This is a genomic window from Bartonella sp. WD12.1 (assembly GCF_002022415.1).
Lineage (GTDB): Bacteria > Pseudomonadota > Alphaproteobacteria > Rhizobiales > Rhizobiaceae > Bartonella.
Genome location: NZ_MUBG01000001.1, coordinates 510,042 through 533,714 on the forward strand (window position 1 = coordinate 510,042; position 23,673 = coordinate 533,714).

Annotated in this window: 16 protein-coding genes, 3 tRNA genes and 4 pseudogenes; 13 read left to right on the forward strand and 10 right to left on the reverse strand. The window is 35.3% G+C overall.

What is annotated here, in order from left to right; genetic code table 11:
* Positions 1-23 precede the first annotated feature (23 nt).
* A complete protein-coding gene (gene bfr, locus BWD121_RS01985; protein ID WP_078663168.1) occupies positions 24-506 on the reverse strand; it encodes a bacterioferritin in 483 nt (160 codons plus the stop codon).
* A gap of 531 nt (positions 507-1,037) precedes the next feature.
* Here bfr and rpiA point away from each other — a divergent pair.
* The 6 genes and pseudogenes from rpiA (at position 1,038) to gltX (ending at position 8,615) form a co-directional block, all read left to right on the forward strand.
* Positions 1,038-1,742, forward strand: coding sequence for a ribose-5-phosphate isomerase RpiA (gene rpiA, locus BWD121_RS01990; protein WP_078663169.1), 705 nt, complete (start codon positions 1,038-1,040; stop codon positions 1,740-1,742).
* Between the two features lie 90 nt (positions 1,743-1,832).
* Positions 1,833-2,387 (forward strand): DUF2059 domain-containing protein, encoded by a 555-nt coding sequence (locus BWD121_RS01995; protein WP_078663170.1) that lies wholly within the window; start codon positions 1,833-1,835, stop codon positions 2,385-2,387.
* Positions 2,388-2,579: 192 nt separating this feature from the next.
* A pseudogene (gene gor, locus BWD121_RS02000) lies at positions 2,580-3,967 on the forward strand (glutathione-disulfide reductase).
* 76 nt (positions 3,968-4,043) lie between these two features.
* On the forward strand, positions 4,044-5,423 hold the full coding sequence (locus tag BWD121_RS02005) for a 3-deoxy-7-phosphoheptulonate synthase class II (RefSeq protein ID WP_078663171.1): 1,380 nt from the start codon (positions 4,044-4,046) through the stop codon (positions 5,421-5,423).
* A 122-nt stretch (positions 5,424-5,545) separates the two neighbouring features.
* Positions 5,546-7,222, forward strand: a complete 1,677-nt coding sequence (locus BWD121_RS02010) for an NAD+ synthase (protein WP_078663172.1) — start codon at positions 5,546-5,548, stop codon at positions 7,220-7,222.
* A 10-nt stretch (positions 7,223-7,232) separates the two neighbouring features.
* Positions 7,233-8,615 carry a glutamate--tRNA ligase gene (gene gltX / locus BWD121_RS02015; protein ID WP_078663173.1) on the forward strand — a complete coding sequence of 461 codons (1,383 nt, stop codon included), beginning with the start codon at positions 7,233-7,235 and terminating at the stop codon, positions 8,613-8,615.
* 76 nt (positions 8,616-8,691) lie between these two features.
* On the opposite strand, the gene BWD121_RS02020 is transcribed toward gltX, so the two are convergent.
* Positions 8,692-10,095: a DEAD/DEAH box helicase gene (locus BWD121_RS02020; RefSeq protein WP_078663174.1), complete on the reverse strand. Its 1,404-nt coding sequence runs from the start codon at positions 10,093-10,095 to the stop codon at positions 8,692-8,694.
* A 141-nt stretch (positions 10,096-10,236) separates the two neighbouring features.
* Positions 10,237-11,010, reverse strand: coding sequence for an NAD kinase (locus tag BWD121_RS02025; RefSeq protein ID WP_078663175.1), 774 nt, complete (start codon positions 11,008-11,010; stop codon positions 10,237-10,239).
* Positions 11,011-11,235: 225 nt separating this feature from the next.
* Between BWD121_RS02025 and BWD121_RS02030 the strand changes: the two genes are divergently transcribed.
* From BWD121_RS02030 to BWD121_RS02045, 5 genes and pseudogenes are all read left to right on the forward strand, one after another.
* Positions 11,236-11,312 (forward strand) — tRNA-Arg (locus BWD121_RS02030).
* 779 nt (positions 11,313-12,091) lie between these two features.
* A pseudogene (gene hutH, locus BWD121_RS02035) lies at positions 12,092-13,497 on the forward strand (histidine ammonia-lyase).
* Positions 13,498-13,954: 457 nt separating this feature from the next.
* The gene (locus BWD121_RS02040) at positions 13,955-15,331 is read left to right on the forward strand and encodes an amino acid permease (RefSeq protein WP_078663176.1); all 1,377 of its coding nucleotides are present in this window, start codon (positions 13,955-13,957) and stop codon (positions 15,329-15,331) included.
* Positions 15,332-15,858: 527 nt separating this feature from the next.
* Positions 15,859-15,960, forward strand: a pseudogene (locus tag BWD121_RS08205) (lysozyme); the annotation flags it as partial.
* A complete protein-coding gene (locus BWD121_RS02045; RefSeq protein WP_078663177.1) occupies positions 15,957-16,184 on the forward strand; it encodes a hypothetical protein in 228 nt (75 codons plus the stop codon). The pseudogene BWD121_RS08205 and the gene BWD121_RS02045, both read left to right, overlap by 4 nt.
* Positions 16,185-16,441: 257 nt before the next feature.
* Here the strand turns inward: BWD121_RS02045 and BWD121_RS02055 are convergent.
* A tRNA-Val gene (locus BWD121_RS02055) sits at positions 16,442-16,516 on the reverse strand.
* A gap of 107 nt (positions 16,517-16,623) precedes the next feature.
* A complete protein-coding gene (locus BWD121_RS02060; RefSeq protein WP_078663179.1) occupies positions 16,624-16,986 on the reverse strand; it encodes a response regulator in 363 nt (120 codons plus the stop codon).
* Positions 16,987-17,810: 824 nt separating this feature from the next.
* On the opposite strand from BWD121_RS02060, the gene BWD121_RS02065 reads away from it, so the two are divergent.
* Positions 17,811-18,311, forward strand: coding sequence for an Hsp20 family protein (locus tag BWD121_RS02065; protein WP_078663180.1), 501 nt, complete (start codon positions 17,811-17,813; stop codon positions 18,309-18,311).
* A 399-nt stretch (positions 18,312-18,710) separates the two neighbouring features.
* Here the strand turns inward: BWD121_RS02065 and BWD121_RS02070 are convergent.
* Positions 18,711-18,787 (reverse strand) — tRNA-Pro (locus tag BWD121_RS02070).
* A 296-nt stretch (positions 18,788-19,083) separates the two neighbouring features.
* On the opposite strand from BWD121_RS02070, the gene BWD121_RS02075 reads away from it, so the two are divergent.
* Entirely contained in the window at positions 19,084-19,458 is a 375-nt protein-coding gene (locus BWD121_RS02075; RefSeq protein ID WP_078663181.1) for an iron-sulfur cluster assembly accessory protein, read from the forward strand.
* 39 nt (positions 19,459-19,497) lie between these two features.
* Here the strand turns inward: BWD121_RS02075 and mazG are convergent.
* The 4 genes and pseudogenes from mazG to BWD121_RS02095 form a co-directional block, all read right to left on the reverse strand.
* Positions 19,498-20,324, reverse strand: a pseudogene (gene mazG / locus BWD121_RS02080) (nucleoside triphosphate pyrophosphohydrolase).
* 33 nt (positions 20,325-20,357) lie between these two features.
* On the reverse strand, positions 20,358-21,263 hold the full coding sequence (locus BWD121_RS02085; protein WP_197684853.1) for a lipid A biosynthesis lauroyl acyltransferase: 906 nt from the start codon (positions 21,261-21,263) through the stop codon (positions 20,358-20,360).
* Between the two features lie 30 nt (positions 21,264-21,293).
* Positions 21,294-22,322, reverse strand: coding sequence for a zinc-binding dehydrogenase (locus BWD121_RS02090; RefSeq protein WP_078663182.1), 1,029 nt, complete (start codon positions 22,320-22,322; stop codon positions 21,294-21,296).
* A gap of 62 nt (positions 22,323-22,384) precedes the next feature.
* Positions 22,385-23,662 (reverse strand): beta-ketoacyl-ACP synthase, encoded by a 1,278-nt coding sequence (locus tag BWD121_RS02095; protein ID WP_078663183.1) that lies wholly within the window; start codon positions 23,660-23,662, stop codon positions 22,385-22,387.
* Positions 23,663-23,673 lie beyond the last annotated feature (11 nt).

The window sequence follows — 23,673 nt, forward strand, 5'->3', positions numbered from 1 at the left end:
GAAAAATACACTAAAGGCAAATTTTATTCTAATTCAGAAAAACTGACACTGAGTTGACTGTATCTTTCTTCTCCAATAGTGTTAAGGAGTTGAATTTGAGTTTCAAGAAAATCAATATGATTCTCTTCATCTTCAAGTAATTCATCAAATAACTTCTTTGAAACATGGTCAGAGAGCTTAGAACAAATCTCGCGCGACTTAAGATAGGATTCCCGAGCATCATACTCACTTTTAAGATCGCATTCTAAAACTTCTCTAAGGTTTTTTCCAACACGCAACGGCGCAGGGAATTCGAGGTTAGGATGCCCTTCAAGAAAAGTTATACGCTTAACAATTCTATCTACATGTTTCATTTCTTCTGTGGCTTCTTTACGTTCTATTTCAGCTAACTTTGTGTAACCCCAACTTTCTGTCAGGCAAGAATGTAACTGATATTGATTAACGGCACTAATCTCAAGAGCAAGGGCTTCATTGAGCTGCTTGATGATTTCTGGATGACCTTTCATGGTATTTAATTTCCCTATATTGATTTCTTTAATGGGTGGACACAACTAAAATAAGAGGGTGATGCATTATTCTGCTTAATTATGTTTACGAGAATAATTTTCTATTACCTTAATAATAATTTCTACAATATTAGAAAAATAACCTCAACATTTCTTACATTACTTCATTAAATTATATAATTTTTTATAAGCTGTAATCAATGACCAACATTCTTTTTTAAAAAGAAAAGGGATGATTTTTCATTATCTAACTGCTTAATTGTTGATAGTTTTGCAGGAATGTATGATCACTATAAATTTTAATCGTAAAGATTAATGCTAAAATTGTTTACTAAATGAAGAAAATATAAACAAACTTCAAAGGAGCTTTAGTTAATCATTGTATTCTATAGAGTGATATGTTTTGTTATAATAAACTGATATTTTAAAACAGAAAATAGCAAATAAGTCTGTGAGAATTGGGAAAACAGAGCACTTTTTTGTTATTAATTCGTAATGAATAAAGATAATCGGTAACAGGAAAAGTGATTCATGGATGCTCAAAAATTAAAAAAGATAGCGGCTACTAAAGCACTTGAGTTTGTTCAAGATGATATGCGCCTTGGTATAGGCGCTGGTTCTACAGTCAATGAATTTATTCGTCTACTTGGTGAACGTGTTGCAAATGGTCTGCGTGTGATTGGTGTTGCTGCCTCTCAGCATTCTGAACAATTATGTCTTAAATACGGAGTGCCTGTCACTACTTTAGAACAAATATCTGAACTTGACCTTGATATTGATGGGGCTGATGAAATTGGTCCTAATATGACCTTAATTAAAGGAGGGGGTGGAGCATTATTGCGTGAAAAAATTGTAGCAGCAGCATCTCGTACAATGCTTGTTATTGCAGATGAAACAAAAGTGGTAAAAACGCTTGGTTCTTTTGCTCTGCCGATTGAAGTTAATCAATTTGGTATAAGCGCTACACGCAAAGCAATTGAAAAAGCAGCTGATGATCTAGGACTTTCGGGGGAAGTTAGGTTACGGATGAATGGCAATATTCCTTTTAAGACAGATGAAGGCCATTTTATTCTTGATGCATTTTGGGGGCGCATTATGCAGCCCAAAATATTATCAGATGCGTTATTTGAAATTCCTGGTGTTGTTGAGCATGGCCTTTTTTTAGGGTTAGCTTCACGTTCAATTATAGCAATGGCAGATGGTACAATAAAAATTTTAGAACCATGTGACTTGTGAATGAGATAAGTTATATGCTGATGTATTGGTTATAATAAAAGGCTATTAAAATTTTAAATAGAAATAATATAATTATGGAGTAATAATTGAATGAGAACTATATTTTCTCTCCAACGCTTTGTGGTATTGCTTGGTATAGTTGCCGTTTTTATTATGAATATTGGGATAGTTTATGCACAAGATGTGAAAGCCCAGCATTTAGATTCAGCAAGAAAAATGATCAAAGCCATTCAAGCAACCGATCAATTTGATAATTTTTTGCCAAGTGCTGCATATAACCTTAAAAATGAGCTAATAAGTGGCGATCCAAATTTAGCAACAACTATTTCTGAAATTGTTGATAAGCAAGCACTTGCTTTGGCTAAACGACGTGCTGATTTGGAAGAAGAAATTGCTCATGTGTACATAAAACATTTTAGTCAGGAAGAACTAGATACAATTGCAGCATTTTATAATTCTGCTGCTGGTAAAAAGTTTTTAACAGAAGTTCCAAATGTTGCGCGTGACTCTTATTCTGTCTTTGATAAGTGGCGTTCTACTGTCATGCAAGATCTTGTACAAAATGTAGAAAAAGAAATGGTTGAGATACTTGGTTTGAATAAACCTATTACTTCAGGGTCTGATTCTTCAACGGATTCAAAATAGTTTTATTGGTAGTATATAGTTATCAATATTTTTACTTACTAAAAGCGGCGGTTTTACCATCGTTTTTAATGAAAATAAGTGCTTTTTAAGTATCGTATCTGTACAAAAATTTTATTAAAGACAAAAAAGACTTTCATTCAGTGATAAAGATTAATAACCTGTACGGTATAAGTGTATGGGAAGGAAGAATTTGTGGCATCTTTTGATTTTGATTTATTTGTTATTGGGAGTGGTTCTGGCGGTGTGCGTGCTGCTCGTCTCGCGGGGGGCTTGGTAAGCGTGTAGCTATAGCAGAAGAATATCGCATAGGGGGTACTTGCGTTATTCGTGGTTGTGTTCCCAAAAAGTTATTTGTTTATGCATCAAAGTACGCACAAGAATTTAGTGATAGCGTTGGTTTTGGTTGGCAATGCGCTGATCCAGTTTTTAACTGGGAAAAATTAGTTACAGCTAAAAACAAAGAAATATTAAGACTAGAAGAGCTTTATCGAAGACAATTAAAAAATAATAATGTTCATATTTATGAAAGCCGTGCTGTTTTTGTTGATGATCATACATTAGAGCTTTCTGCAACAGGTGAACGAGTGACGGCAGAAAAGATTTTAATCGCAACAGGAGCAAAAACTTTATCGAATACTGTAATAGGTAGCGATTTATGTCTTACTTCTAATGAGATTTTTGATCTTAAAGAGCTACCAAAATCAATAATAATCGTTGGTGGGGGATATATTGGTGTTGAATTTGCTAATATTTTTCATGGATTAGGTGTAAAGACAACATTGCTCCATCATGGTGACTTAATTCTTCGTAATTTTGATCATGATTTGCGGCAGTTATTAAGTGATACAATGGTTGAAAAGGGGATTTCTATTGTCTATGGGGCAACAGTCTCTCAAGTTAAAACCAACGGTAATGGCTATGATGCTATTTTGTCAAATGGGCAAACTATTAGTGCTGATCAGATTATGTTTGCTACGGGGCGTGTACCAAATACTGTAGGTTTAGGGCTTCAGCGGGCAGGGGTTAAGTTTAATGAAATTGGTGCAGTTATTGTTGATGAAAAGATGACCACAAATATACCCCATATTTGGGCTGTTGGTGATGTGACTGCCCGTTGTCAATTAACACCTGTGGCTATCCATGAGGCAATGCGTTTTATTAAAACCGCATTTAAGAATACTCCAACTATACCTGATTATGATTTAATTGCGACAGCTGTTTTTTCACAGCCAGAGATTGGGACAGTTGGTCTTTCGGAAGAGGATGCAATACACTATTATAAACGTGTTGAAATTTATCGTACATTGTTTCGTCCTATGCGCAATACTCTTTCCGGTAATCCAGAAAAGATGTTTATGAAACTTGTTGTTGATGGTGAAAGCCGTATCGTTGTTGGTGCTCATATTTTAGGTGAGGGCGCTGGTGAGATGGCACAGCTTATTGGAATTTCTCTCAAAGGAAAACTGACAAAAGATATATTTGATGAAACTATGGCAGTTCATCCAACGGCAGCAGAAGAACTGGTAACGATGTATGAACCAAATTATATATATGAAAATGGAAAGAAGTTAGAAGACTAAACGTTGGGTACTATGGTGAACTAACTTAAGGCTTTTGCACTATAATTTGCATGGAGGGGCTTTAGAGAGAGTTACGATGGTAAAAAAATGGACACCTGGATCTTGGAGAAAAAGGCCAATTAAGCAAGTTCCAACTTATCCAGATCAAGCTCTATTAACAAATATTGAAAATGAGCTGCGCAGATATTCTCCTTTAGTTTTTGCTGGTGAAATTCGTGATTTGAAAGATAAATTAGCAGCAGTTACTAAAGGTCAGGCTTTTTTGTTACAAGGTGGTGATTGTGCAGAGAGCTTTGCAGAATATGAGGCTAATAATATCCGTAATTTTTTTCGTGTGTTTTTGCAAATGGCGATTGTTTTAACTTTTGGCAATTCTAAGCCAGTTGTTAAAATTGGTCGTATTGCTGGTCAATTTGCAAAGCCACGCTCTTGCGATATGGAAAGCAAAGGTAAAGATAAGCTTCCTGCTTATCGGGGTGATATTATTAATAGCATTGAATTTGACAAAGATTCTCGTATTCCTGATCCACGACGAATGTTAATGGTCTATCGTCAATCGGCTGCAACACTTAATTTGTTACGTGTTTTTTCACAAGGTGGCTATGCTAACTTAGAAAATGTTCATAAATGGATGTTGAGTTTTATTTCCAATAGCCCGCAAGGTGAACGTTATGAATTGTTGGCAAAACGTATTTCTGAAATAATAGATTTTATGCGTTCAATAGGAATTACGGCCAAAGTAAATTCTTCATTATACACAACGTCTTTTTATACAAGCCACGAAGCACTTTTGCTTAACTATGAAGAACCTTTAACACGCATTGATTCAAATTCTGGAAATTGGTATGCTACATCTGGCCATATGTTATGGATAGGTGATCGTACACGCCAACTTGATCATGCACATGTTGAATATTGCCGTGGTATTAAAAATCCTATTGGATTAAAATGTGGTCCTTCTATTGATCCTGATGAGCTTTTGAAGTTAGTTGATATTCTTAATCCTAAGAATGAACCAGGTAGACTTACTCTTATTGTACGTTTTGGTTATGATAAGATTGAGAATTATCTTCCTAGGCTAATTCGTGTAGTTGAGCGTGAGAGACGCAATGTTTTATGGTCTTGTGATCCAATGCATGGTAATACAATTATGGCGAATGGTTATAAAACTCGCCCCTTTGATCATATTTTAAAAGAAGTCGAAAGTTTTTTTTCGATACATCAGAAGGAAGGCACTTATCCAGGTGGCATTCATATTGAAATGACTGGTCGTGATGTGACTGAATGTACAGGTGGTGCACATGCTATTTCAGTAGAAAATCTTTCTGATCGCTATCATACTCATTGTGATCCAAGATTGAACGCGAATCAGGCATTAGAATTAGCTTTTCTTGTCGCTGAACTTCTTAAAAAGAATCGTGATGCTAATTCATTAACTGTTGAGTCAAATACGTAAGGCAGAAAGTCACTTAGCATAATTTATAATTAATGCTTTTCTATTTGTGAAATTAAACGCTTTTTAAGAAAAGGAATGCTTTGGTGATTGAAACTGGGTTATAGTCACACTAAATTAATTTAATGACACAACAACTTATAGAAAATGATTTTCGGATTGCAGTTGCCCAATTAAATCCTGTTATTGGTGATGTTGAAGGAAATTTTGCTCTCGCAATAATGGCCCATCAGAAAGCTCAAGAGCAAGGTGCTGACCTTGTATTATTAACCGAGCTTTTTATAAGTGCTTATCCACCGGAAGATCTTGTGCTTAAACCTGCTTTTATAAAGGCATGTGAAAATGCTGTGCAGAAATTAGCCAAAGTGACAGAAAATGGACCAGGTATTGTTATTGGTGTTCCACTAAGACGTGATGATGCTATTTATAACGGTGTTATGCTCCTTAACAATGGGCAAATAGTTGCTGAACGCTTAAAGTTTGATTTGCCTAATTATGCTGAATTTGACGAAAAGCGCGTATTTTCTTCTGATTCGTGTCTTGAGCCTATTGTTTACCGTGGAGTAACACTCGGGATTGTGATCTGTGAAGATATTTGGAGTGATTCTTCTATTTGTGCACAGCTTAGCAATAAAGGAGCTGAGATTATTCTTGTTCCTAATGGATCTCCTTATAAGCGTCATAAAACACTCAAACGTTTAGATATTGTTCAAGCGCAAGCTATCCAATCGGGTGTGCCGATTATTTATGCTAATCAAGTTGGTGGTCAAGATGAGTTAGTTTTTGATGGAGGATCTTTTGCATTGAATGGACAAGGCAAAATGGCATTTCAGATGAAACATTTTGAGGACCATATTGCTTTAAGTCACTGGCAACGACAATCTATCGGATGGCAATGTATTTCTGGTCCTAATGAAGAACTTTTAAGTGGACTAGCTGCTGATTATCAAGCTTGCGTTTTAGGTTTAAGAGATTATGTTAACAAAAACTATTTTCAAGATGTTATTCTTGGTCTTTCAGGGGGTATTGATTCCGCACTTTGCGCAACAATGGCAGTAGATGCTCTTGGAGCAGAAAGAGTTCGCACTGTAATGATGCCTTATCATTATACTTCACAAGAATCGTTGAGAGATGCTGAAAATTGCGCGCGTTTTTTAGGGTGTCATTACGAGGTTATACCAATTATTCAACCTGTTGAGGGCTTTTTAAATGCACTAGCACCTGTTTTTTCACAGTTGAAGCCTGATCTTACAGAAGAAAATCTTCAAAGTCGTACGCGTGGAACTATTTTAATGGCTCTTTCGAATAAATTTGGTTCAATGGTGATTACAACAGGTAATAAGTCAGAAATGGCAGTTGGATATGCGACACTTTACGGTGATATGAACGGTGGTTTTAACCCTATTAAAGATATTTATAAAATGCAGGTCTATGCATTGGCAAAATGGCGTAATAAAAATCACTTGCAAAATTTATTAGGGGCAAAAGGAGCTGTTATCCCATCTAATATTATCATGAAAGCACCTTCCGCGGAGTTACGGGAAAATCAGAAAGATGAAGATTCTCTTCCTCCTTATCCTATTTTAGATGATATTTTACAATCTCTTGTGGAAGATGATATGAGTGTTGGTGAGATTGTTCAATGTGGGCATTTACGAGAAACGGTTGAGAAAGTTGAACACTTGCTTTATTTAGCTGAATATAAAAGGCGACAGTCCGCACCTGGTGTGAAAATCAGTTGTAAAAGCTTCGGACGTGACCGTCGTTATCCTATTATCAATCGTTTTCGCGATAAAAGTTGAGCATTGTTTAATGATAAAAGTTCGTTTTGCCCCATCTCCAACAGGTTATATTCATATTGGCAATGCCCGTATTGCTTTATTTAACTGGCTTTATGCGCAAGCATGTAATGGCACATTTGTTTTACGCTATGACGATACAGATGTTGAACGTTCTAAACAAGAATATATTGATGGTATTATGGTTGATCTTGAGTGGCTTAGTATTAGGCCAGATGAAATTCATTATCAATCTAAACGATTTAATCGATATGATGAGGTTACAGAAACTCTTAAACAACGTGGTCTTCTTTACCCCTGTTATGAAACGGCGGAAGAATTAAATCGGCGCCGAAAAATCCAACTTTCGCGCAAGCTGCCTCCTGTTTATAATCGTGATGCGTTAAAGTTGACCCCAGAAGATAAAAGAAACTTTGAATCTCAAGGTCGTAAACCCCATTGGCGTTTTCTTTTACCCAATTTTGAAAATGATCCATTTCAAACAAAGCGGACAGAAATTCATTGGGATGATCTTGTAAAGGGAAAACAGCTGATTGATTTAGCTTCTATCTCAGATCCCGTTTTAATTCGTGAGGATGGGAGCTATCTTTATACACTGCCTTCTGTAGTGGATGATGTAGATATGGCTATTACACATGTTATTCGTGGTGATGATCATATTACCAATACAGGTGCACAGATTGCTATTTTTAAAGCTCTCGGTGTAAAGCCACCGATTTTAGGGCATATTAATTTGTTGACTACGATTTCAGGAAAAGGGCTTTCAAAACGTAACAATGACCTTTCTGTTCGTTCTTTACGACAAGAAGGGTTTGAATCTATGGCTGTTCAATGCCTTTCTGTTTTGACTGGAACATCACAAAATGTGCAGATTTATCCTAATCAGGCTACTCTTTTAGAGCATTTTGATCTCCAAAACACATCAAAATCAGCCGCAAAATTTGATTCTGTTGATCTCCTTTCTCTAAATAGTCATCTTGTTCATGAGTTGACGTATGAGGATGTCAAAGAACGGCTTGAGAAGCTTTCTATTGATGGAGAAAAGGTAGAAGAGTTTTGGAATGCGATAAGAAACAATATTGATAAAGTGAATGATGCAGCTTTATGGTGGACAATTATTCATGGTGATATGCATGATGGTCAAAATTTCAAGGCGATTTCTTCTGAAGATCACGCATTTGTACGTCAATCCGTTGATTTGTTACCGAAAGGTGTATTAAATGATGCAAGCTGGGAAGTTTGGACAACAGCATTAAAAGAGAAAACAGGCCGTAAAGGGAAAGCTTTATTTATGCCATTGCGTCAGGCGCTTACTGGAATGGAACATGGTCCTGAAATGGGTAAACTTTTGCAGCTTTTAGGGCGTGAAAAAGTCGTAAATAGATTGACTGTTTAAAAAAATCATTCAGTAAAGAACAATTTAAAAATATTTTATCGATCTTATCGTTATTCTCAATAATCAGATTTGTGATTTAAGAGCGGGTTTTTATGAGCATAAATGCTGGGATATCGGTACCAAACCCAAGGGGAGTATGATTTTGATCTTTCTCTGAATGGGATAGCTTGGATGAATTTACTTTATTTTTTGTAGTTTCACTATGAAATGTTTTATCTTCTTTTGATGCTTTTTTAGTGTGATCAGTGTGTTTTTTAGGGGTGGATTTCTTTGAAAGTTTTGCAGATTTTGTTTTTACAATAGAGTCATTTGTCTGATCACTGATAGATAAAGTAGAAAGATCTCCATTGAGCCATTCAATTTTTTCTTTACTTATTTTTTCAATAGCACTGATGTATTTTTGGTCATCGTGTGTAACAATGGTAAAAGCTTTTCCACTACGCTTTGCACGTCCTGTACGGCCAATCCGATGAATATAATCTTCAGCATGTGTTGGTACATCATAGTTGAAAACATGACTGACATCTGGGATATCAAGCCCACGGGCGGCAACGTCAGAAGCAACAAGAAGTGTGAGTTTATTGTCTTTAAAATCAGCTAATGTATTCATGCGTGAGTGCTGATCCATATCACCATGAAGTGCACCTACACTAAAATTGTATTTGGTAAGTGATCTAAAAAGCTCAGAAATATCTTTTTTCCGATTGCAGAAAATAATAGCATTTTTAAGTTCATTACCTTCATTATGAATAAGTTCTCGCAAAACAGCTCTTTTATCCCATGCTTTGCTTCCAGATTTAACAAGACGTTGCGTAATTGTTGTAGCTGTTGATGATGCTTTTGTAACTTCAACACAGATGGGTGAATGTAAAAATTGCTCTGTCAATTTTGTAATTTCTGGTGCCATTGTTGCTGAGAAAAACAAAGTTTGACGGGTAAACGGAGTTAGTTTGCAAATGCGTTCAATATCAGGAATAAAACCCATATCTAACATACGATCGGCTTCATCAATGACAAGAATTTCAGTACCTATCAAAAGCAATTTACCACGTTCAAAATGATCAAGAAGACGTCCTGGTGTTGCTATAAGAACATCAGCACCCTGTTCAAGTTTGCGATTTTGATCTTCAAAAGAAACTCCACCAATTAAAAGAACGACATTTAAACGATGATTCACTCCATATTTATCGAAATTTTCTTGAACTTGAGCTGCAAGCTCTCGCGTTGGCTCTAATATAAGAGTACGGGGCATTCTTGCTCTTGCACGGCCTTTTTCCAGTAATGTAAGCATAGGGAGCACAAATGAGGCTGTTTTCCCAGTGCCTGTCTGAGCGATCCCAAGCACGTCTTTACGTTGAAGCACATAAGGAATTGTTTCACTTTGAATAGGTGTTGGAGTCGTATATCCTGCTGATCTTACAGCTTTAATAACTTTTTCGGAAAGGCCTAAATCGTCAAAACTGTTCAAAGGTAGTGTCATTTTTCTATCGATTGTTCTGCAATTTTAACCTAGTTAGTTAGGTTGGTTCGCATCCCATGTTATTGAAAAGGGGTAAGATGCATTTGCAAAAAAGTCAACTGTAACTACTCTATATGTATAAGAAAACAACGATAAAAATAATTAATAACGAAATTGTTCTGATAAAATACGTTCATCCCATGAATGGTCAGGGTCAAAAAGGATAGAGGCTGTTATTTCTGAAGCTGATGAAATAATAACTGAATGAACAGATTTGACTTCCACATTATCAGCAGCAGCATTTACAGGGCGTTTGTTTGCTTCGAGCATATCAAAACGTACTGTCACCGTATTGGGAAGTAATGCTCCATGCCAGCGCCGAGGGCGAAAAGGGCTAACAGGGGTGAGGGCCATAAGAGGGGCCATGAGAGGCAAAATGGGACCTTGTACTGACAAATTATATGCGGTAGATCCTGCTGGTGTGGCAACAAGGATACCATCACAATTTAATTGTTCCATGCGCACTTTATTATCAATACTGATACGAATCTTAGCAGCTTGATAAGATTGACGAAATAAGGATACTTCATTAATTGCAAGTGCTTCAATATGTTGTTGACATTCAGTATTTGCAATCATGCGTAGGGGATGAATTTCTTTTTTATGCGCAGTAGCAATGCGGATTGGCAATTTCTGCTCATGAAATTCATTCATAAGGAATCCTATTGAACCTCGATTCATGCCATAAATAGGTTTTCCAGTATTCATAACATCTCGTACCGCTCGTAACATTGTTCCATCACCGCCGAGTGCAACAACTACATCACTTTCTTCAAGAGAAGAATGGCCATAAATAGAAATTAATTTATTGGTAGCTTTGATGGTTTCTTCAGTTTCAGCAGAAATGAAATGAAAGCGGCTTGGTAATGACGGCATTGAGAATTGTCCTGATATTTGCGGTCTATTTTTAATGTATTTTTTAGAATTTGGAAGTTTTATATAAGAACCATTTTTGCAAAAAGAAGGAATTTTGTATGAAAAGTTAATCTATTGTGGGACAATATTTTTCTTTTTGCAATTTTTTTCAAAATGGCAATTCATCATTGAAGCTGAGAGCATGATCAGTTAAAAGGCCTCAATTGGTTTTAAAACAGTTTTTTGGCACCCGTAGCTCAGTTGGATAGAGCGCTGCCCTCCGAAGGCAGAGGTCACAGATTCGAATTCTGTCGGGTGCACCAAACTTTTTCAATACTATTTTGAATATCATTTAAATGATATACCGTTAGTTTATGTACTTAAATAAAAATTGAACAGCCGATGCTTAAAAATATAAAGAAATTTTTCTTTATTGTGTGCTTGTTATTTTATTAAAGGCTCAGCAGAGTTTTTATTTATAAAGTTTTGAAGCTTTTGTATCTGCAAAATATCTAAAATATGATACTTCACAGAACTATATTAATAGATAAATTATTCTAATAATATTTTTGTTAAAATTAATATTCATTAGCAAAATAGCAGATTAGTTTAGTGTATTAGAGCACCATTTTACAATTGATGACGCTATTTTATATATTTGCTATCATCAAATTAATTATAAAACTAGCTAAGATATTCTAATCTAATGCAACAGTTCTCGTTACTGTAGTTAGTTTCTAACTTCAAACAATTATCTTTATTTACGCAGCATTTTATAGGCATATTTTATTATTGAGACGTTTAAAAATAATGCTTATAAATTAAGTATATTCACTATAATATTTGATATTAAATTTTAATGACCTAGTATTATTTTTGCTGAAATAAATACAAACTGTATAAAGCTATGGTATTTTTCATAAGCGAGATGCTAATCTTACATTATACTAGATTAATAAGAAAGAAGATTATGACGATTATACTCAAGCCAGGAAAGGTAACACTTAGCGAACTTGAATCTGTTTATTAGGGTGGTAAAATAAGCAAACTTCATAAAGATATCCATCTAGCTATCAAGAAGGGAGCGGCACGCATTGCTGAAATTGCTGCGGGCAATAAACCAGTTTATGGCATTAATACCGGTTTTGGAAAGTTAGCTTCCGTTAAAATTGATGTAGATGATGTGGTCATTTTACAGAGAAATCTTATTTTATCGCATTGTTGTGGTGTAGGGGCTACTTTAGCTGAAAATATTGTACGTTTGATAATGACATTAAAGCTTATTTCGCTTGGGCGAGGGGTTTTTGTTGTTCGTCTGGAATTAGTGCATTTATTAGAAAATATGCTTAAAAAGAGAGTTATTCCCGTCATTCCTGAAAAGGGATCAGTTGGCGCATTGGGTGATCTTGCACTACCTGCTCATGTGGCAGCTGTTATGATAGGTGAGGGAGAAGCGTTCTTTCAGAATATTCGTATGAGTGGAGCAGCTGCTTTAGAAAAAGCAGGGTTATCGCCTATCGTTTTAGAAGCGAAAGAAGGTTTGGCTCTTATCAATGGCACTCAAACGTCAACAGCACTTGCACTTGCAGGTCTTTTTCACGCTTATCGAGCATTGTGTGGAGGGATTCTTTCTAACGCAATGTCTACAGATGCCATTATGGGGTCAACGGCTCCATTTCATCCCGATATCCATATTTACGTGGTCATCATGGGCAAATTGTTATATCGCAAGCATTAGAAAAACTTATAGAAGGCTCAGGAATTCGGGTAAAGCATTTGCATGATGATAAACGTGTCCAAGATCCTTATTGTATACGTTGTCAACCACAAGTTATGGGTGCTTGTTTTGATATTCTTACAGCGGCGGCAAAAACACTGATTATTGAAGCAAATGCAGTAACAGATAATCCATTGATTTTAAGTAACGGTGCGGTTGTATCGGGTGGGAATTTCCATGCTGAACCTGTTGCTTTTGCTGCCGATCAGATTGCGCTTGCTTTATGCGAAATAGGCTCAATTTCTCAAAGGCGCATTGCTCTTATGGTTGATCCTGCAGTTTCTTATGGGCTTCCTGCTTTTTTAGTACAAAATGCGGGTCTTAATTCAGGTTTCATGATCGCTGAAGTAACAGCAGCTGCTTTAATGTCTGAAAATAAACAAATGGCACACCCCGCTTCGGTTGATTCAACACCAACTTCAGCAAATCAAGAAGATCATGTTTCAATGGCTTGTCATGGATCCAGTCGATTATTAGCTATGAGCGAAAATCTTTTTACTATTATTGGTATTGAAACACTTGTTGCAGCGCAGGGAATTGAATGCCGCGCTCCTCTAAAAACAAGTCCTTTATTGCAGTCTGTTATGGAGTATTTACGTAAGAATATCATGACTCTTAAAGCGGACCGTTATATGGCTGTAGATCTTGAAAAGGTGCATATACTTGTAAGTGAGGGGCATTTATTATCTGTTTTACCGGAAACAGTTTTTCCGAAATTGGAGCTGGAATAATATTTATTTTGAGATTAAGCAAAGAAAAAACTCATTATTCTAAGGCTTCTCTTCATATAAGTTTGGTGTTAGATAATATATTTAACCAATTGAGTAAGCAGAGATGATTTATAAATTAAACGAGCATATTCGTTATTTCTGTGATTAGTTTATAATAATGTAATGGCAGTACATTGAAAATATCATAAAAAAGGCATTATTTATTATCAATACTTCCTAAAACTTAAGAAAGCAAAAAGAATACAGTTTTTATTATGAACGGTACAAATTGCATCATATATAGTAATTATGCATTTTAGTCGTCATGATATTATATTTTTTATGAGATGAAAAAATAGAAATTTCAAAATCTTTCAGATCCATTAAAGTTTTTTTTGCATTTCAGTAGGCTTGGGTGCTTGTTAGTCTGAAGACTGCACCTTTATAAAGATTATATAGCGTTTAAAAGAGGAACAAAATGTCCATAAACCAACTTAAACAAGGTATGAATAAACGTCAGGTTATATTTTTAGCTTTCGGATCTGCTATTGGAACAGGCCTTTTTTACGGGTCTGCACAAGCAATTAATCTTGCTGGTTCAAGTGTTCTTCTTGCATATTGTGTTGTGGGGTTAGCTGTTTTTATAGTGATGCGTGCTCTAGGTGAGATGATTATTCATAATCCTCTACCTGGTTCCTTTGCCCGTTATGCTGCAAATCACATATCACCTTTGGCTGGTTTTTTAACAGGGTGGACATATGTTTTTGAGATGATTCTTGCTGGTTTAGCTAATATCACAGTTTTTGCAACTTATATGGGTTTTTGGTATCCTAGTGTTTCTCCTTGGATCTGGACATTGAGCATTACACTTATCATTACTGGTATTAATTTAGCAGCAGTAAAAGTATATGGTGAGTTAGAATTTTGGCTGTCTTCTATCAAAGTAATTGCTATTATTGTTATGATTGTTTTAGGGGTAGCAATTATTGTATTTAATTGGAATATAGGCATGCAACCCACTGTTCATAATTTATGGCAAAATGGTGGTATATTTCCTAATGGGTGGTTTGGTTTTTTAGCTTGCTTTAGTGTCGTTGTTTTTTCTTTTGCTGGGGTAGAGATTGTCGGAGTAGCGGCTATGGAAACGCAAGATCCTAATAACACTATCTCAAAAATAATTAATTCTGTTCTGATTCAGATTTTACTATTTTACGTTATGACTTTAACGGTTTTAATGATACTGTATCCTTGGAATAAAATTGGTCTTATGAATAGTCCTTTTGTTTCAATTTTTGAAAACCTTGGTATTTCTTCAGCAGCTAATATTCTTAACATTGTTGTTGTTACAGCAGCTATTTCAGCTCTTAATAGCCAAATGTATGGTGCTAGTCGCATGATTCATGGGTTATCACAAGAGGGCTATGCATTTAAGAAATTTCAATGTCTGTCAAAAAATGGTGTACCAATTTTTGTTATTTTACTGATATTTATTGTATTTCTTTTTGGTGTTGTTCTTAACTATTTTTATCATGACCGACTTTTCTTTCTTATTGCGGCAATAGCAACATTTGCGATAGTTTTTGTTTGGGTAATGATTTTGCTTTCGCAAATTTTTATGCGGCTTAAAATGTCTAAGGAAGAGCAGCATAATCTAAAATTCCCAGTTCCATTTTGGCCAGTAGGACCAATTTTTTCTATTTTATTTATGATTTTTATTTTCGTTTTGTTATGTTTTTTTAGTGATACACGACCAGTTTTAATCATAGGAGTGGCTTGGATTATTGGGCTTGTAGTTTGCTTTTATATACTTAAATTTTTAAATAAGAAAAATAGAAAAACTATCTGTAAAGATTGAATTTTTACTCATTAATGACAAGGAACTTTTGCTATTTTGATAGATAATCATTGCAAACGCTGTAAATATTATAAGCATATTATCACTGATAAACTGAGTTTTAGTGATTAAGTGAGTAGAAAAATCTACTCTATGAAAATTCTATATTACTAATAGAAATTATCAAATATGGTATATATGAAAGCATTTTTATGTATTAATAATAATCATTTAAGTGAAATTTTTACAAAATATTTTAAATAGCTGAGGAGGGTATAATTATTATTTATAAATTATAACCCTCATATAAATATATCAGACTTCGCATCTTAATTATTTTTGATTTCAAACTAAGATAATTGGGTTAAATAAAAAGGAAAATCATTAATTACTACTTGAATTGTTATATTCAGCATACGTGCTTTCACAAGCTGTTGAAAATATTTTCACCAGTCAGTTCAAGGAAATGTCAAAGACATTCATGTTCACATGTGCAGAACTTGTTTCTTACTATCAGAAGATAAAAGGTGATATGCTTGAAAAGCTTTGGAAATAGTCCAGTTCAGAGGGCTTTTGCGGCAATTATGGTTTTAGCAGCTTGTGTTGGTATTGCGTTTATTGCTCAACGTTTTTGGGAGCAACGGCTGTGATTTGGTGGGGAAAAAAATATTTGTTGATGGCGGCGGCGGCTTTTGCCGCTTTTTTTGTAACTTTAGCTAAGGTTTTTCGGTTTGGAAAGAAAGTTGAGCAACGCAAACGAACTGAGAAAACTTTAAAAATAGCTATAACACGGTTTGAAGTAGAAGATGAAGTTAACAAGAAAAGTGATGTGGATATACGCTCTGATCTTTCTGAGTGGGTGCGTAAAGAATGACTATGTTTCTTGCCTAGGATGGATGCCAATTTATTTGGGTAGGCAAGACTACGATGGAATCAGTTCAAATTTAGCACGAGACATTTTAAAACATAATGAAAACGGAAAACGTTCTTGTGGGTGGAAGCCTATTAACACAAGTTCAAGGTGATTGATAAAGGTAAATTGGAAAATCCTATTCCCTAACCTGATTATTTTATCCCTAACCTTAAAAAATATCAATAAAATCAATGGGTTATAGGGGTAAAAAAGACATATGGTGAGCGTGACAGGGATTGAACCTGTGACCCCTACGATGTCAACGTAGTGCTCTCCCGCTGAGCTACACGCCCATTCAATAATGGTGTATACGCGCATACTGCATATAGAATTATAAACGTCAATGTCTGATTTAATTTTTTATTTGGTTAAATGCAGATAATTTACAGAAAATATTCTGTTAAGCAGCTATAAGTATTTTTTCAACTTCACTAACTAATTCACGCAAATGAAACGGTTTAGAAAGCACTTTAGCATCGGGAATGGTATCATTATTTGAATTTAAAGCAACTGCTGCAAAACCTGTAATGAACATAACCCGTAAATCAGGATCAATTTCAGTAGCACGTCGTGCTAATTCAATTCCATCCATCTCTGGCATCACAATATCAGTGAGTAGAAGAGAAAATGCCTCTTCTTGTAGACGTTTATATGCACTAGCACCATTATCAAAGTCGATGACTTCATAACCTGCACGTTCTAGTGCTTTTGCTAGAAAGCGGCGCATATCATTATCATCTTCCGCGAGCAAAATTCGTTTCATGATTATGTCCAATTGCTCCATTTGTCAGTTTTTCGCTATACTGATGTATACGATATAAAGTATTTATAAAAAAGCGGTAAAATGCTTTATAATTAGAATGAATAGCAAAATGGTTAACTCTTGCATATTTGTCAAGGATACATAATGTTGTTTTTAGTTGAATTCAATTTAAAATATGTATGACCTTAGAAAAGGATCGGGCATTTTTATATTTTGAGTGTTCTTAGTTGCGTGTTTTGTTTTAAAATTTTTCTCATTTTGGGTATATTTAGGTTTAAAGCTTTATAGATATATTGGTTTTAGACGTCGTTAATACAAATAAATCGAAGGGCTAGAGTATTAATTTTCTACTTTAAAATGTCATATATGAAAATAATATTTGGGCTGTTGATATTACCTGTTTTTAGTAATGTGAGTTGTAAGATATGTGAGTTTTATCCTAATATGTTTTTCTCACTGAATTTTGGTTATTCAAAGAGAAAAAGATAGGAGAAAATAGGTAAATTTTTATAAAATTTCTTACTGAGGTTCTTCAATCAATGCAAAAAGCTATATTTTTCTTATCACATAGTGTTAAAACCAAGAAAGCACTTAGTACTAACAAGAAAGAACTTAATACTAAATTGTGATGGTGAGGAAAAAATAAGAAACAGTTATCTTATTTTTGCTCTCTTTTACGAATTAAAATACAAAAGAGTTGAAATGGAAAAGATTGATTACCAAATAAATATCACAATTGCCATGATGGGATTGTTAGTTTGTAAGAAAGTCTGCCATTTGGAGACTTTGTAAATTAATTATAGTCGCTCTAAAGGAGGGCAATTATGCGTCAAGTAGATTTTTCACCATTTTATCGTTCAACTGTAGGTTTTGATCATCTTTTAAACTGGTTTGATTCCAGAACACAACCGGATGATGTTTCTTCTTATCCACCATATAATATTGAGCGTTTAAGTGAGGACTCTTATCGGATTTCTATGGCTGTTGCTGGTTTTTCTTTAAATGAAATCGATATTGAAACGCATTGTAACCAGCTAACCATTAAAGGTGAGAAAATACCTGAAAATGATAATGAAGGGCGAGAGTTTCTTTATCGAGGAATTGCTTCGCGTGCTTTTGAAAGGCGTTTTCATTTAGCTGATCATGTTAAGGTCATAGGAGCAGAATTAAGAGATGGTCTTCTTCATATTCAGCTTAAAAGAGAAATGCCGGCTGAATTAAAACCGAAGAAGATAGTTGTACAACAAGCATCATCATCTATTGCTAAAAGTAGCAATGGTCATAATATGCATAAAGCGAGTTTAGAGGTTGAAACAACGGAATAAATTATAATTTGAGATATTCACAACGCGAGGCGAAAGTCTCGCGTTTTTTTATTTTCTGCTGATGAAAAAGCTATTTAATTAAGAGTTTGTTGCGTAAATAATGATTGTGAATAATAGTATTATTTTCAATTATATAAGATAATAGAGATGGATTAAATGTAACTAAAGGCAGGATAATTTCTGTAGATCAATTAGTAACTGTGAGAAATATTATAACTTACTTCTTAATAGCTATTTATATGAGCAATGATTGATAGTTCAATAGAATGTTGATGAAGCCAGCGAGATATTAGCTTAGGAGTAAGCGTGTTTGTTGTATATACTAAGTAGGTATCAAAACGATTATTCTGATTTTTTAAAAATGTATATTTCTTACTTTTTGAAATAGAGCATAAAAAATGGTCGGAGCGGCGGGATTCGAACCCACGACCCCTTGACCCCCAGTCAAGTGCGCTACCAGGCTGCGCTACGCTCCGAATTGTCCAAAACGACTAAACGACTGTTTCTTTAAAGGCAAGAGAAAAAATAAACAGAATAAAATCTAATGAAACGCTTTTTTTCTGCTTTAAGAAAAAGCTTAAAAAAGTAAAAATGAGATTTGGTACTTCATTATTTTGGAGTGGATTTGAAATAAGCAATCAAAGCTCAAGTTTACAGAAAGAATTAGACATTCCAATTTATGTCTTATTATTTCGTTTTTAATATATCGAAAAATAAAATTATTATAGATAAAGTCGTTGAAAATACTTGTTTAGTAAGGGAAAAATGAACGATGAGTCGTTCGGTAATAAGTTTGACAGAAACCGCAATAGATCGCATTAAAGATATTATGAAAACAAAAAATGCGTGTGGTATTCTTATTGGTATCAAAAAAGGTGGCTGTGCGGGAATGGAATATACAATTACTCTCGCAAAAGAAGAAATACACGATGCTGATGTTGTTGAAATTAATGGTGCTCGCGTTTTTATTGCGCGCGATGCAATATTGTTTTTATTAGGAACACAGGTAGATTATGAAGTAACCACACTTCGTTCTGGTTTTATATTCAACAATCCTAATCAAATTTCAGCATGTGGGTGTGGTGAATCAGTAGAGATTCGTCCTGCTTCACAAAATAAATTGAATGAAATATATGAAACTCACTGAGTTTTGTTAGAGTGTATTTAGTAAAGTAGGGAAGTGTCATTAGTTTTTATTGTTTATTTTAGCTTCATTCCAAAGAGATTCCATTTCTTTTAAAGATACGTCAATCAATTTTTTTGACTGATTTGATAGACTTTCTTCAATATGGGTGAAGCGATTTCTAAATTTTATATTTGTTTTTTTAATGCCTTTTGGGGATCAATATTCAAATGGCGTGCAAGATTAAGTATAGCAAAATAAAGATCGCCAAATTCTTCTTCTATTTCTAAAGCTTTATCAGCCTTAATTGCTTCTTTAAGTTCATTGAGCTCTTCTTTTATTTTTTTAAAGACTTTATCTTTCTTACGCCAATCAAAGCCCACTTTAGCAGCCATGTTTTGTAAAGCAAGCGCTTCTCGATCTGCTGGTTGAGCCGACTTTACTTGTGCAAGATAGCCCGTTGGTGTATCGTCTGGTAAACCTGCCTCTTTGAGCCGTTGTTTCCGTTCAGCTTTTTCTATTTTTTTGATATGTTCCCATGTATCTTCTGGGAAATTTAAGTTTCTTTGTTTTTCATTTCCAAAAACATGAGGATGGCGACGAATTATTTTTGCGGTAATAGCATAAACAACATCATCAAAAGAAAAGCTACCTTCCTCCTTAGCAATTGCAGCATAATAGACTACCTGTAAGAGAAGGTCACCCAGTTCATCGCAAAGATCTATTCGGTTGCCTCGCTCAATGGCATCAATAACTTCATAAACTTCTTCGATCGTATAAGGTATGATGGATTCAAAAGTTTGTTTTATATCCCAAGCACAGCCACTATTACGATTTCGTAATATCGTAATAATTGTAATAAGGTCATTAATCTCTTTTGATGCTAACACTGCTGTCTCTTTTGTGAGGATGATATGGATACATTATTCACCCCAGCGTCTATGAAACCACATCCATTGTCCTGGATATTCACGCACCCAAGTTTCAACAATATCATTTAATTTTTGCACAGCGGCATTTATGTCAATTTCATTTTTGTCATCAAGTGGAAGTTCCATACGCTCATATAGCTCTAAACGATAACGCCCTCCAGCTAATCGGATACAACGTGCTGGATAAATATCACAATTATATTGCCGGGCAAGCTTTATGATTAAGGGGTTAGTTTTAAGCGGTCGATTAAAAAATGTACTAGGAATGCCTCGACGAAATTTTTGATCAACAAGCATACCAACATTTTCATTTTTTGCTAATTTTTCTGCTAATGCCCAAGTTACATACGCTGCAGATGGTATAAGATGTCCCATAAAGTTTTGTCGAGCTTTCAAAACTCGATCTGCAATATAAGGGTTATTGGGTGGTCTAAATAACACTGTAACATTAAGATCAAAGCTTTGTGCACATATAGGAAGAAGCTCAAAGTTTCCGGTATGGGCTGTGAAAAAAATATGAGGCTTTTTTTCATTTTTTAATTGTTGGAATATTTCAGCGCCACTGACTTCAATTAAACCAGGTTGGCTGGCATTGGGATCAAAATCGAAGATTTTATCGAGAAAAATATATTCGACAAGAAGTCGCCCCATGTTTTCCCACATTTCTAGCGCAATTGCATGTAATTCTTGTTCTGTTTTTTCTGGATATGCAGCTCTAAGATTTGCAAGTGCAATTTGATGACGAGATACAAGAGGACCAAATGTTTTTGCTAACCAGGAAATAAAAGAAAATCCAATGTTAATAGGGAGATGTCGTAGAATAGCTAGAAAAGCAATAAGCAAATGTGCCCACAACCAATTTACAGACTTTTTAATAATGATTTTAATGTTGTACATTGAATTTTTGATAAAATACTTTATCATGATTTAATCAATTTTGAGGATAATTTTACCAAAAACATCACGGCTTTCCATTCGTTTTAAAGCTGTATCGATTTTATCAAAGTCAACAATCGTATCAATGATAGGAGACACAATTCCTTGTGCCATTTTCTGCATAGCATTTGCCATATTTTCCATACGACAACCAAATGAACCAAATATTTTAAGTTGTTGCTGAAATAGTTGCATTAAATTCATAGGTGCTGAAACACCAGAAGTTGAACCACACGTTACTAAACGAGCTCCCCGTTTCATACACAATATAGAGCCTGTCCATGTATCGGCACCCACGTGTTCAAAAACAACATCAACGCCTTTTTTTTGAGTTATTTTGCGGACCACACCTTCAAAACGATCTTTACGGTAATTGATCACATAATCCGCTCCAAGGGATTGTGCTTTTGCAATTTTATTGTCTGAACCAACAGTAGTAATGACTGTGCACCCTATAGCTTTTGCAATCTGGATAGCTGCTGAACCAATACCAGAGCCACCAGCTTGTATTAAAATTGTTTCTCCAGCTTGTAGTTTTGCGTTATCAAAAAGCATATGCTCTACAGTACCAAAGGTAATAGGAGCAACAGCTGCTTTTATTGCATCACATTCTGGTGGAGCTGGCACTAATAGACGTGCTGGAAGATTAACAAGTTCACAAGCAAAGCCATCAAGATGAAAACCATACACACCTTTTACATCACTGCAAAGATTATCACGTCCTTCATGGCAGGGTTTGCACAAGCCACAGGTTTGTGCACCATAAATTGAAACAATTTGCCCAAGTTGTAGATTTTCAACGCCATTTCCCAGCTGAACAATCTCACCAGAAGCTTCTGCACCTATAATAAGCGGCATTTTTCTTTTAGCAAAGGCCATACCACGCCATCCCCATACATCAATATGATTAAGGGCAACAGCCTTTATACGGACTGTCACTTCACCAGAGTTTGGTGGAGGAGGAGGGGCAATATTAGTGATTTCAAGTTGACATTCATTGAGTAGTTGCAGTGCACGCATCATTATTCTCTATTATATTATTGCTTAAGATTGGGGTTTACAAAATTTAATCATTGAAGGGATTACCCTTTATATGCCGTAATAACAAGACTAGTATTTTGACCACCAAAGCCAAATGAATTAGATAAAACCGTGTTGACACAAGCTTTACGGCTATAATTAGGAACAACATCCAAAGGGATAGTAGGGTCTGGATCATCATAATTGATTGTAGGGGGAAGTATTCCCGATTGGATAGTTAAAAGTGAAAAGACAGCTTCTATGGTGCCAGCAGCAGTTAAAGTATGTCCAATCATTGATTTATTGGAAGAAACGGGAATATATTCTAAAATATCACCAAATACTGTTGATAATGCTAGGTATTCCATCTTTTCATTTTCAGGTGTGGAAGTTCCATGTGCATTGATATAATCAATTTCATTAATTGTTATTTGTGCATCAGCTAAAGCTTTACGGACTGCTTCAGTTGCTGGAGATGCATCGGGTTTTGAACGAGTACGGTGAAAATCATCTGCTGTTTCTCCACAACCTGCTAAAATCCCTAAAACTTTTGCTTTACGATTTAAAGCACTCTCAAGAGATTCAAGAATAAGAGCACCCGATCCTTCTGCCATAACGAAACCGTTTCGGTCACGGCTAAATGGTTTTGATGCTTTTTCTGCGGGCTCATTATGAGTTGAAAGAGCAGATAATAAGGAAAAACGAATAAGAGATTCCGCTGAAACTGAGCCGTCTGTAGCAATGATGAGTGCGCGATCTGTTTCTCCTCGTCGAATAGATTCAACACCGAGTTGAATTGCTGTTGCACCAGATGCACAAGCGGTTGAAAGTGTAACAGGAAGTCCTTTTGTCCCAAATGCTTTTTGAAGCTTTTCTGCAATTGCCCCAAATTGCGTTGTTTCAAAAAGTGCATGTTGGGGGTTACGACTACAGACTTCAAGAAGATGTGCATAAGAAGGTTCATCATTGGATGTCTCTTCTTGATCAAGGGCAAAACGAGCTTTCCACTCAAGTTCAACAGGGGGAGCTGCTAAGAATAATGGTCCATTAAAATTTGTTTTATCAAGATTGGCTTGCTCTAAAGCTTCTTCTGCTGCAAGATGTGCTAGTTTTTCAGAAAGAGCTGAAGCTCCAATTGTACTTTCTTCAAGAAAATCAACAGTTCCTGCAATAACTGTATTTAACCCTTCAACGGGAAAGCGCGTTATTTTATGAATACCACTAATGCCATTGATTAATTTTTGCCAGTTTTCTTGTTTGCCTTGCCCCAGTGATGTTACAACTCCTGCTCCAGTTATTGCTATAAGTGGACGTCCGAAATGATCGTTATATTCCGTCATAGAAATTCCTT

Bases quoted from the DNA above. Each gene is read 5' to 3' on its own strand.
- rpiA (WP_078663169.1), top strand. From the start codon at position 1,038: ATGGATGCTCAAAAATTAAAAAAGATAGCGGCTACTAAAGCACTTGAG.
- BWD121_RS02075 (WP_078663181.1), top strand. From the start codon at position 19,084: ATGAGTCGTTCGGTAATAAGTTTGACAGAAACCGCAATAGATCGCATT.
- BWD121_RS02005 (WP_078663171.1), top strand. From the start codon at position 4,044: ATGGTAAAAAAATGGACACCTGGATCTTGGAGAAAAAGGCCAATTAAG.
- BWD121_RS02065 (WP_078663180.1), top strand. From the start codon at position 17,811: ATGCGTCAAGTAGATTTTTCACCATTTTATCGTTCAACTGTAGGTTTT.
- BWD121_RS02090 (WP_078663182.1), bottom strand. From the start codon at position 22,322: ATGCGTGCACTGCAACTACTCAATGAATGTCAACTTGAAATCACTAAT.
- gltX (WP_078663173.1), top strand. From the start codon at position 7,233: ATGATAAAAGTTCGTTTTGCCCCATCTCCAACAGGTTATATTCATATT.
- BWD121_RS02095 (WP_078663183.1), bottom strand. From the start codon at position 23,662: ATGACGGAATATAACGATCATTTCGGACGTCCACTTATAGCAATAACT.
- BWD121_RS02085 (WP_197684853.1), bottom strand. From the start codon at position 21,263: ATGTACAACATTAAAATCATTATTAAAAAGTCTGTAAATTGGTTGTGG.
- BWD121_RS02010 (WP_078663172.1), top strand. From the start codon at position 5,546: ATGACACAACAACTTATAGAAAATGATTTTCGGATTGCAGTTGCCCAA.
- BWD121_RS02060 (WP_078663179.1), bottom strand. From the start codon at position 16,986: ATGAAACGAATTTTGCTCGCGGAAGATGATAATGATATGCGCCGCTTT.
- bfr (WP_078663168.1), bottom strand. From the start codon at position 506: ATGAAAGGTCATCCAGAAATCATCAAGCAGCTCAATGAAGCCCTTGCT.
- BWD121_RS02040 (WP_078663176.1), top strand. From the start codon at position 13,955: ATGTCCATAAACCAACTTAAACAAGGTATGAATAAACGTCAGGTTATA.
- BWD121_RS02020 (WP_078663174.1), bottom strand. From the start codon at position 10,095: ATGACACTACCTTTGAACAGTTTTGACGATTTAGGCCTTTCCGAAAAA.
- BWD121_RS01995 (WP_078663170.1), top strand. From the start codon at position 1,833: ATGAGAACTATATTTTCTCTCCAACGCTTTGTGGTATTGCTTGGTATA.
- BWD121_RS02025 (WP_078663175.1), bottom strand. From the start codon at position 11,010: ATGCCGTCATTACCAAGCCGCTTTCATTTCATTTCTGCTGAAACTGAA.